Consider the following 8,736-nt stretch of genomic DNA (forward strand, 5'->3'; position numbering starts at 1 on the left):
GAGCTAGAGCTGGAGATGTCAGGCCTCGGCACTGACAGCGAAGCGCGGATGAGTGCGCTGCTGCGCGAGTACGGCTCGCTGCAGGAGAAATTCGAAACGGCTGGCGGCTATGAAATCGAATCCGATATCCAGCGGGTATCCTCTGGACTTGGGATCGGCGGCGAACAGTTTGAGCGCGCCTTCTCTTCCCTCTCCGGCGGGGAGAAGACGAAGGTCGGACTGGCGGCACTGCTGCTGCTCCGTCCGGATGTGCTGCTGCTCGACGAGCCGACGAACCATCTGGATATGGCTGCCATCGAATGGCTGGAGCAATTCCTGAGAGACTATGACGGCACGGTGGTCGCCATTTCTCACGACCGCTATTTCCTGGACGCCGTCGTCACGAAGATCGTCGAGATCGAAGACGGAGAGGCCATCACCTATCATACCGACTACACCGGCTATCAAGCCGAGAAAGAAGCAAGACTGCTTCAGCAGTTCGCCGACTACCAGGAGCAGCAGAAAAAAATTAAAAAAATGCAGGAAAGCATCAAACGGCTGATCGAATGGGGCAACAACGCCAATCCGCCCAATCCTTCCTTTCACCGCCGGGCCGCGTCGATGCAAAAGGCCTTGGACCGGATGGTCAAGATCAAGCGGCCGATCCTGGAGCGTAAAGCAATGGATTTGCAGCTTGAGCAGCAGGACCGCTCGGGCAACCGGGTGCTTGTGCTTGACAGCGTCGGCAAGCGCTACGGACAGCGTACGCTGTTCACGGAGGCCGCTGGCGTGCTGCGCTACGGCGAGACGGCCGCGCTGATCGGCAGCAACGGCGCGGGCAAAAGCACGCTGCTGCGCATCATACTCGGGCTGGAGCAGCCGGACGAGGGAAGCTGCGCGCTTGGCTCGCGGACAGCGGTCGGCTACCTTGCGCAGGAAGCCGTGCCCGAAGATGCCGGCCAGTCCGTGCTGAAGTATTTCCGCGAACAGGCCGGCATGGAGGAAGGCGAAGCGCGGGGACAGCTGGCCAGGTTCCTTTTTTACGGCAGCGATGTGTTCAAGAGCGTCGCAGGACTGTCCGGCGGAGAATGGACCCGGCTGCGCTTCGCCGTGCTTATGCACCGGCGGCCCAACCTGCTCATTCTTGACGAGCCGACCAACCACCTTGACATCGATTCCAGGGAAGCGCTGGAAGAGGCGCTGGAGGAATTTCCCGGCACAGTGCTCGCGGTATCGCACGACCGCTATTTCATCAATCGCTGCTTTCGTAGCATCTGGGCCCTGGAGGACGGAAGTCTTTCCGTATTCCCGGGCAATTATGAATACTTCAAAGAGAAACGCGCGGAACAAGCAGCTGCCCGTGCCGCCGCGTCTGCCGGCAGCGGGGCACATGCAAGCCCCGGGAAAGCAGCTTCGGCAAGAAATGTGGCGGCACCGGAGATGAAGCCCGGCGGGGCGCAGAGCGGGAGCGGTTCGCCCCGCTCCCGGAACGTCCGCTCCGCCGCTGAGTGGGAAAGCGAGATTGCCGAGGGCGAGAAGCTGCTCCAAGCCATCGAAGCCCGGATGCTGGACCCGCAGCTGAGCAGCGATGCCGACCGGCTAGCCGGGCTGTACGCCGAGCGTGAAGCGCTGCAGTCCAAGCTCGACGCGTTATACGCAGCGTGGATGGACAGTTCCGGCCAATAGGAAAGGGCTCTGGTTATAAAGCCCCAGATAGCATAGGCCCGGTACAACGCCGCTGGACAGCGATACTCTCGGCAGGTGCTGCTGCCCGGAGATATTAAAAGGCCGCCCCTTCGAATACCGAAGAGGCAGCCTTGGCCTTATCCTTGCAGCAGAATATCATTGCTTACAAATAAACGGCTTGCACCTCCCTCTAAGCGGGTGGTACAAGCCGTTTACACATGAGCGTTTCTTATCTATCTATGCTTAAGCGCCATAATATTGCTCCTATGCCGCGCTTCTCTTTCCCGGTTACAATTCATAAGGATGGCTCAACCGTACTATCGCTATCTTCCGTCGTACTATCTCGTAAAGCTAATAATCCAGCCTAACAGCGAAATCCATAACGGGATGCTGATCAGAATTCCCCACAGAAGTCCAGCCGAGAAACGGCCTTCGGAATGTGCTCTCATGCTTTCCTGCTGCAGCGGCAATCTCAAATTCTCATGTTTTTCCATGCGATCCCCTCCTAAATAATCTTATCGTCACAAAAGAGGAAAAAAATTAGACCGCCGGACCTAATTTTTTTTATCAGGGATATAATTAATTATAGCCATAAAGACTCAGCGGCATGCCTTCATTGTAAGCCCTTTCATTTATTTATTCTAAACGATTTTCGTTGTTTTTTAAACAAGAACTTTATGTATTTTTTATGGAATACCGGACCGATTTCATTCTGCACACAGCAACCCGGACCTTTGCCGGAGGACCAGGTTGCCGTTCTTTGCGCACTCTCCATTACAATTCAGCCAAAGTAATCGTCCCTTTGAAAAAGCCAGAGCCTGCGTCACAATCGAGGTAAGGACGGGCTTTCCGGGATCTGCCTGGCCATTACCAAAGAAATCATTGAATATCACCAAGGCACAGTAACAGCCATGAACGGTGAGAATGGAGCTTGGGTTTTCTAAGCTAAAATCTAAAATTATGCGAACCTATTCTGGCGACGACCGCATAGGCTCTAGAGCGGCCAGCCGCTGACGGAAGGCTTCTTCCCGCAGACATTCCCCGCAAATACTCAAAGTTCGGATGAAACGCCTCATCCAGAAGATATGCAGATGTTCTGCTGCCCGGCACTCTCTCTCTATTCAAAGCAGAGATGATTCCCCCTGCGGTGGTAATGCCAATTCCATGCCCGAAATACATTCCGTTGCCAAGCATAATTGCATTCTCGCCCTGCCATTCCGGTTTGTCCGGAGCATGATCGGGATTCTTGAAATATTGCACATCACCAGGATAGGCTTCCTCCCTGTTAGTGGTCGCAGTTAACTGTAAATCGCTGTCATACTGCCAATCATAGAGCAGCAGGTTTTTGAAGTACGTATTAAACACATCTTCGCCCAGCGCATCAAGGACTCCCTTATATAAAACAATTACCGCCGCCGTTGCGCACTCAAAGGCATACAGACGGCCGTTCCGGAAAATATCGTTGATCCCGTCAGACGGTAAAACCCCGTCATTTAAGCGAAGTCCTCCTTCACGGGTGCGCGACCAAAAGTTGCGATTCCCCCTGGTGGTCTCAAACGGGACAAAGGTTACTCCGCTTGCATCGAGTGCGATTGCCGCTTCAACAATGCGCCTTCTCATATTCAGCTCAAATGCGAGCGCGGCTGGCGATTCGTAAACATAGGTTTCCGGACTTCTCCGCTTCTTCTCCACAAGCTCTCTCTCCACGCCCGATAGCGTTGACATATCAATTCCATCCTGGCTGCCGGTCAAAAAAGTAATCACCGCTGTACCTCCATTATTCGTTATTCTCTGAATATGGGTTATTGTACGTGACGGCGCCCAGGTATGTGCGATACCGGCGATTTTTGATTGTGCGGGGGTTATTCCAGTATAATAGTTCCTATGGATCACCGAATCCGATTCGGCGCATCCGTCACAAGCCCAAGGCTTGCGACCCCGCAAATCCAGGAGGTACATAATGATGTCTTACGCAGAATATTTTGCGTCCCGCCGGGACGAACAATTGAACGAACTGAATGAATGGCTTAAGATCCCCAGCATTTCCGCACTGTCCGAGCACAAGAAAGATATCTTGACGGCGGCGCAGTGGCTCGCGGATACGCTGAACAAAGCAGGATTGGAACATATCGAAATTCACCCGACCGACGGCCACCCTGTCGTCTATGCGGACTATCTGCACGCACCCGGCAAGCCGACTCTGCTTATCTACGGGCACTACGATGTTCAGCCGGTCGACCCGCTGAATCTCTGGACGACTCCGCCGTTCGAGCCGAATATCCGGAATGGCAAGCTGTACGCGCGCGGCGCAACCGACGATAAAGGTCAAGTCTTCATGCATATTAAGGCGATAGAGGCCATATTGAGTCAGGAAGGTTCCCTTCCGGTTAACCTCAAGGTATGCATTGAAGGCGAAGAAGAAATCGGCAGCGTTCATTTAACTTCCTTCTTGGAAAAACATAAAGACACGCTGGCTGCGGACGCCGTTCTCGTCTCCGACACCTCGCTTCTGGAGCGCGGAAGACCCGCCATCTGCACCGGACTCCGGGGCCTCTGCTCGCTGGAGGTGGACGTCACGACCGCTTCCACGGATTTACACTCGGGCACTTACGGAGGCGCTGTTCCTAATGCGCTGCACGCACTCGTTTCCCTGCTCGCGTCGCTGCATGACGACAAAGGCCGGGTCGCCGTAGACGGCTTCTATGAAGGCGTGCCGGAGCTGTCTCCGCTGATGCGTGAGGAATTCGCCAAGCAGGGACTCGACGAGGATAAAATCCGGGAGGGACTCGAATTGTCCGCTCTCTACGGCGAAGAAGGCTATACGTTTGTCGAACGCGTCGGAGCCCGGCCTACGCTGGAGCTTAACGGCGTCTACGGCGGCTTTCAGGGCGAGGGCACCAAGACGGTTATCCCGAAAGCGGCCCATGCCAAAATCACCTGCCGCCTTGTCGGCGACCAGAATCCACAGCATGTTCTCGACGCTATTGAAGCCCATCTGAAATCGCATATTCAGCCGGGAGCCAAGGTGGAAGTGCGGCAGATGGAGAAGGCGTTCGCCTTGGACATTGATCCGTCGAACCCCTTCCTTCAACTGGCGGCGGACGCTTACGGCAAAGCATACGGCGTACGCGCCCTGTTCACGAAGGACGGCGGCTCCATCCCGATTATGGAGAGCTTCTCCCGCATCCTAAAGGCGCCGGTCGTTCTGATGGGCTTCGGACTTGACGACGAGAACCTGCACGCGCCCGACGAGCACTTCAACCTGGAGAATTTCGACAAGGGTCTGCTGACGATTGTGGAATTTTTGAAATCGGCAGGAACGGTCTAACTTGCCCCCTAGCTGAGCCGATATGCAAAAGGCTCTTCGCTCGTTATTAAGCGGAGAGCCTTTTTTGCTGGAATTCGCTGTTTTACCAGGTTCCTCCCGTGTTCCAATGATTATCGGAAACGGAAGCCAAATTAAAAAACCCTTACGGCGCAAGGGTTTTAACATAAATAAGGGTGAAAGCGGGTGATGGGAATCGAACCCACGCTATCAGCTTGGAAGGCTGTTTCTTACCATTGAACAAGAAGTAATATCACGAAGAAACACAGCGATTTCGCGTATCTGTGAATTTTGATAGTCACAGATACGCGAATAATGCGCATATGTAATTTTAACGCGAGACACCAAACGGACACCAATCGCAGGCCAAACTACTTGTATCGAAAAAGCTAATTTCATCAACTGTCATCCCTAAAATTTCGGAAATCCGCTTTGCTAGTCTCGGAGATATTCCAGAAGGGTTGTGCTCAATATTAATCAATTTATCCTCAGGGATATTTAATCGTTGTGCAAATTGACTAATAGTCAATCCAGCCCGTTCTCTTGCTGTAGAAATTGCGATATCCTCGCCCATGAACCATGCCACCTTTTTAGGATATTTTTAGTAGATTACATTATATCACAAAACAAAATAGCAGAACACACGTTTGTATATTTGTAAATTTATTGCTGAGTTCAACGTGTAGGATTGGTGCTCATAGACTAATATGGTATAATCCACTCGAATACCAACCAAACTGAAAGGAGTCTTGGCAGCTTGCGCGTAACTCGCGGAAGATGCCTACTCCAAGACTGGATCGACAGTAAAGGGTGGACTCAAGCGGAGTATGCAAGACGATCCGGTCGTCCAAAGCGTATTATCTCCCACTTTTGTAATAATGAGAGAGTAATGAAACCTGAAGATGAATATGCTGCATCTCTCATATTTGATTGCAGGATGGAAGATTTACACGAATGGATTGTCACGCATAACGACAAGGAGTAGGCTGTGCGGAAAGTCCGCACTTCCCTACTTCAATCGGGAGCATTTTGCTCCCAAAAACTATTCTAACCTGCCGATGGAAATATTTGTGTCGCTATATGTCGAAAATCGCATCGGTAATTAATGCTATTAATTAACAACGGAATCCAAAAAAATCCGGGATCATTCTCCCGGATCATCTGCGCCCCATATTTCTAAAAACGGAAGTCTGAACAGTCCTTGACTCTCTGTCTGAAGGTGTATCTTTCGAGTAACGGCGTCCATCTTCTCGATAACCCCGGTTACTTCTCCGATCTTGTAAACAGTTAGTGTGATCGGCCTTTTACTCCTCATTGCTTCCTGTAAGCTTTCGCCAAGTTCCTGTAATTCGAATTCATCAAGAGTCGGGCGAGTGAAGTAATTTAGGTTTTTGTGTACATGAGACATAGATTATCATCCTTTCGAACATTTGTTCCTGTATTATATACGAATAAATGTTCGTAATACAAGAGTGAGGAGGGAAATTATGAAAATCGAATCCATGAGGCTCAAGCAGTTTGTCGATGCCTTTTTCGAGCGCCCGCAATCGCATATTTACATCCGGCCAGAAATATCCTTCCTTCTGGCTAATAAAACAGATGTATGGGATACCGTTGGATTACCCGGAGCTGTCGTCATTTATCGAAATAGACATTTTAAGAATATGGATGAAGGGTATGGGGAAGCGTCGCCTGTTCTGGTGATCAATAAGAAACCGGAGTGCATGAATCGTACTTTATAGGGAAGGAATTTTTTCCTGGGGGGGGGGAATTAAAATGAATCTGGATGAAATAAAACCCGGCCTCCGCGTCCGGATCGCCACCGATCACACCAGCGGCTACGGTAGTCGTACCGGCAGAGTGGTAGCTGTCGGCACGTTCGAAGTTAACCTTTATAAGATCGGTGCCTTAGTCGATATCGGCGAGCCGCTGCTGATCATTGTGGAGCCGGAAGCTTTGGATCACGCGCCTGAAGATCCGCTGCCGCCCGGTTGGGAAGAAGTAGACATATAATAATTTATACGTGTAATTTATACGTTGACACGTACTAAATATACGTGTATAATTGAAGTGTAAGGAGGGTTGAGATGAAGGCTTACAGTTCAAGAGAAATCATAAAACTTCTTGAAGAGGACGGATGGTACTTAATCGGAGTACATGGCAGCCACCATTACTACAAGCATCCGACAAAGCCCGGGAAAGTCACGGTGCCGCATCCTAAGAAAAGCTTTCCTCCCAAGACACAAGCAAGTATCCTTAAATCAGCAGGGTTGTAGGGGCCACAAGCCCCGCCCCTCCAAGGAGGTTAAACCATAGATGAGTAAGAAAGATGTTTATCGGTTCTGGGCGCTGCTGGATGCAGCCGACGAAGGGATCTCCGTACGCTTCCCCGATCTGCCCGGATGCCTGACTTCTGGAGACACGGCCGAGGAAGCGCACGCCGCCGCACGTGAGGCGCTGGAGGGATTCCTTTATGTGATGGAACAGGACAATGACCCGATTCCTGACCCTTCACCGCTCGACGCTATCTTGAAGCAGGCTGAGGCCGGAGAGGCTGCTAGTGAAGTTCATGTTTACATGCCGACTGTGCGGGATGCTTTTGAGTCAAAGGCGATAAAAAAGACGCTCACCGTGCCGAAGTGGTTGAACGATGAAGCGGAACGCCAGCACCTTAATTTCAGCCAGATTCTGCAAGAAGGTTTAAAGCGGAGTCTCGGGATAGACCGCTCTCGCGTTTAACTGGCAACCGAATTGCCCGTTGAACAAAGCCCCTGCTGGCCGCTATGGCTAACAGGGGCTTTGCTGTTTATGTAGTCGCCGCAATAATCTCCGACATGTCCACCCAATCCCAATCATCCTCGCTCCAGCGCAGCTTGATTCGTTTCAGTTGCCGATCTACCTTCATAACAATGCCCTTGGCCTGGCGATCGACGAACGGATCGAACAGAGTAAGAGTCACAGGTGCGTGGTCTGCCATGGAATGGTACAACGCCTGATCGATGAGATCCCATTCCTGGGCGTCCAGAACCGGCTTCTCGCGGCGTAGCGTTTCGCGCTGGTGTTCGAGAATGCGTTGTGTATGTTGAGGCAGCATCATGCGGCTGCTTTCCCATAAGCCATTTCCTTCGAGTTTTTTCCGTTGCATATAATCGCCTCCTGGGCCTATTATATGCGAACATTTGTTCTTTATTCAAGTGGAAAAAAGCCCCTGAAATATCAGGGGACTGGTGCCGATCAAGGATGTGTCTTGTATCCTTTCTTACCGGTAATAGGGTTCGTGTTCCCTTTGGTGCTCCAGTTGTTGTTGAAGCTACCGTCGCGGTCAGATCGATAGTGCGGCCGTACATAAGTACCATCTTTCTTTGTATACCCATGAACATATGTACGAGCAGATGCCGAACCGATAAAGCTCAGTGACATAACTGCAATCATCAGAATCACTGTAAATCTCTTAAAAATTTTCATATTATCACCTCCAATCTGTCGTTATTATAATCACTTTGGAACTTTATGTAAATGAAAAAAGCCCCTGCGCTAGGCAGAGGCTTGTTGTTCGGTGCTTCCGATACTGTAGATATCTTAGCATATTAGGGATAAGTGGTAAGTGATTTTTATTACTCCTTTGTGCTACCTGGACGGCCATTAAAAGCCAGCTCGAACAACCCGGTTGCAGACAACCCGGCAAGCGCTCCGGACCACAGCCGCAGCGTCAGGCCAAGGTCCGTAAACGGTGCGGCTGGCCCGCC

General features: G+C 51.3%; 12 protein-coding genes and 1 pseudogene. 6 read left to right on the plus strand and 7 right to left on the minus strand.

The window, feature by feature from the left end:
• Positions 1–1,665: ribosomal protection-like ABC-F family protein (gene abc-f, locus L691_RS0120965; protein WP_025692301.1), on the plus strand; the 1,665-nt coding region annotated here is incomplete at its 5' end.
• Between the two features lie 338 nt (positions 1,666–2,003).
• On the opposite strand, the gene L691_RS32210 is transcribed toward abc-f, so the two are convergent.
• Both L691_RS32210 and L691_RS0120975 read right to left on the minus strand, forming a co-directional pair.
• Complete coding sequence (locus L691_RS32210; RefSeq protein ID WP_156934308.1) at positions 2,004–2,159, minus strand: hypothetical protein; 156 nt, start codon at positions 2,157–2,159, stop codon at positions 2,004–2,006.
• 451 nt (positions 2,160–2,610) lie between these two features.
• Positions 2,611–3,429: a protein-glutamine gamma-glutamyltransferase gene (locus L691_RS0120975; protein ID WP_025692302.1), complete on the minus strand. Its 819-nt coding sequence runs from the start codon at positions 3,427–3,429 to the stop codon at positions 2,611–2,613.
• Between the two features lie 199 nt (positions 3,430–3,628).
• On the opposite strand from L691_RS0120975, the gene L691_RS0120980 reads away from it, so the two are divergent.
• The gene (locus tag L691_RS0120980; protein WP_025692303.1) at positions 3,629–4,993 is read left to right on the plus strand and encodes a dipeptidase; all 1,365 of its coding nucleotides are present in this window, start codon (positions 3,629–3,631) and stop codon (positions 4,991–4,993) included.
• Positions 4,994–5,321: 328 nt separating this feature from the next.
• On the opposite strand, the gene L691_RS0120985 is transcribed toward L691_RS0120980, so the two are convergent.
• A complete protein-coding gene (locus tag L691_RS0120985; RefSeq protein ID WP_025692304.1) occupies positions 5,322–5,564 on the minus strand; it encodes a helix-turn-helix domain-containing protein in 243 nt (80 codons plus the stop codon).
• Positions 5,565–6,134: 570 nt separating this feature from the next.
• Positions 6,135–6,398, minus strand: coding sequence for a YolD-like family protein (locus L691_RS0120995; RefSeq protein WP_025692306.1), 264 nt, complete (start codon positions 6,396–6,398; stop codon positions 6,135–6,137).
• Positions 6,399–6,477: 79 nt separating this feature from the next.
• Here L691_RS0120995 and L691_RS0121000 point away from each other — a divergent pair, with 79 nt between their 5' ends.
• From L691_RS0121000 to L691_RS0121015, 4 genes are all read left to right on the plus strand, one after another.
• On the plus strand, positions 6,478–6,732 hold the full coding sequence (locus L691_RS0121000) for a hypothetical protein (RefSeq protein WP_025692307.1): 255 nt from the start codon (positions 6,478–6,480) through the stop codon (positions 6,730–6,732).
• A gap of 34 nt (positions 6,733–6,766) precedes the next feature.
• Positions 6,767–7,003, plus strand: a complete 237-nt coding sequence (locus tag L691_RS0121005; RefSeq protein ID WP_025692308.1) for a hypothetical protein — start codon at positions 6,767–6,769, stop codon at positions 7,001–7,003.
• A gap of 74 nt (positions 7,004–7,077) precedes the next feature.
• On the plus strand, positions 7,078–7,266 hold the full coding sequence (locus tag L691_RS0121010) for a type II toxin-antitoxin system HicA family toxin (protein WP_025692309.1): 189 nt from the start codon (positions 7,078–7,080) through the stop codon (positions 7,264–7,266).
• A 40-nt stretch (positions 7,267–7,306) separates the two neighbouring features.
• Entirely contained in the window at positions 7,307–7,729 is a 423-nt protein-coding gene (locus L691_RS0121015; protein ID WP_025692310.1) for a type II toxin-antitoxin system HicB family antitoxin, read from the plus strand.
• A 67-nt stretch (positions 7,730–7,796) separates the two neighbouring features.
• Here L691_RS0121015 and L691_RS0121020 read toward each other — a convergent pair whose 3' ends face one another.
• The 3 genes and pseudogenes from L691_RS0121020 to L691_RS33035 form a co-directional block, all read right to left on the minus strand.
• Positions 7,797–8,135: a YolD-like family protein gene (locus tag L691_RS0121020; RefSeq protein WP_025692311.1), complete on the minus strand. Its 339-nt coding sequence runs from the start codon at positions 8,133–8,135 to the stop codon at positions 7,797–7,799.
• A gap of 89 nt (positions 8,136–8,224) precedes the next feature.
• A complete protein-coding gene (locus L691_RS0121025; RefSeq protein ID WP_025692312.1) occupies positions 8,225–8,455 on the minus strand; it encodes a hypothetical protein in 231 nt (76 codons plus the stop codon).
• Positions 8,456–8,604: 149 nt separating this feature from the next.
• Positions 8,605–8,736: pseudogene (locus L691_RS33035) on the minus strand (holin); the annotation flags it as partial.

This window comes from Paenibacillus zanthoxyli JH29 (genome assembly GCF_000520715.1).
GTDB classification, from domain to species: Bacteria; Bacillota; Bacilli; order Paenibacillales; family Paenibacillaceae; genus Paenibacillus_AQ; species Paenibacillus_AQ zanthoxyli.

What these genes read in the sequence shown, in the direction of transcription:
- L691_RS32210 (WP_156934308.1), bottom strand. Translation starts at nt 2,159, where the DNA reads ATGGAAAAACATGAGAATTTGAGATTGCCGCTGCAGCAGGAAAGCATG.
- L691_RS0121000 (WP_025692307.1), top strand. Translation starts at nt 6,478, where the DNA reads ATGAAAATCGAATCCATGAGGCTCAAGCAGTTTGTCGATGCCTTTTTC.
- L691_RS0121010 (WP_025692309.1), top strand. Translation starts at nt 7,078, where the DNA reads ATGAAGGCTTACAGTTCAAGAGAAATCATAAAACTTCTTGAAGAGGAC.
- L691_RS0121020 (WP_025692311.1), bottom strand. Translation starts at nt 8,135, where the DNA reads ATGCAACGGAAAAAACTCGAAGGAAATGGCTTATGGGAAAGCAGCCGC.
- L691_RS0120985 (WP_025692304.1), bottom strand. Translation starts at nt 5,564, where the DNA reads ATGGGCGAGGATATCGCAATTTCTACAGCAAGAGAACGGGCTGGATTG.
- L691_RS0120980 (WP_025692303.1), top strand. Translation starts at nt 3,629, where the DNA reads ATGTCTTACGCAGAATATTTTGCGTCCCGCCGGGACGAACAATTGAAC.
- L691_RS0120995 (WP_025692306.1), bottom strand. Translation starts at nt 6,398, where the DNA reads ATGTCTCATGTACACAAAAACCTAAATTACTTCACTCGCCCGACTCTT.
- L691_RS0121005 (WP_025692308.1), top strand. Translation starts at nt 6,767, where the DNA reads ATGAATCTGGATGAAATAAAACCCGGCCTCCGCGTCCGGATCGCCACC.
- L691_RS0121025 (WP_025692312.1), bottom strand. Translation starts at nt 8,455, where the DNA reads ATGAAAATTTTTAAGAGATTTACAGTGATTCTGATGATTGCAGTTATG.
- L691_RS0121015 (WP_025692310.1), top strand. Translation starts at nt 7,307, where the DNA reads ATGAGTAAGAAAGATGTTTATCGGTTCTGGGCGCTGCTGGATGCAGCC.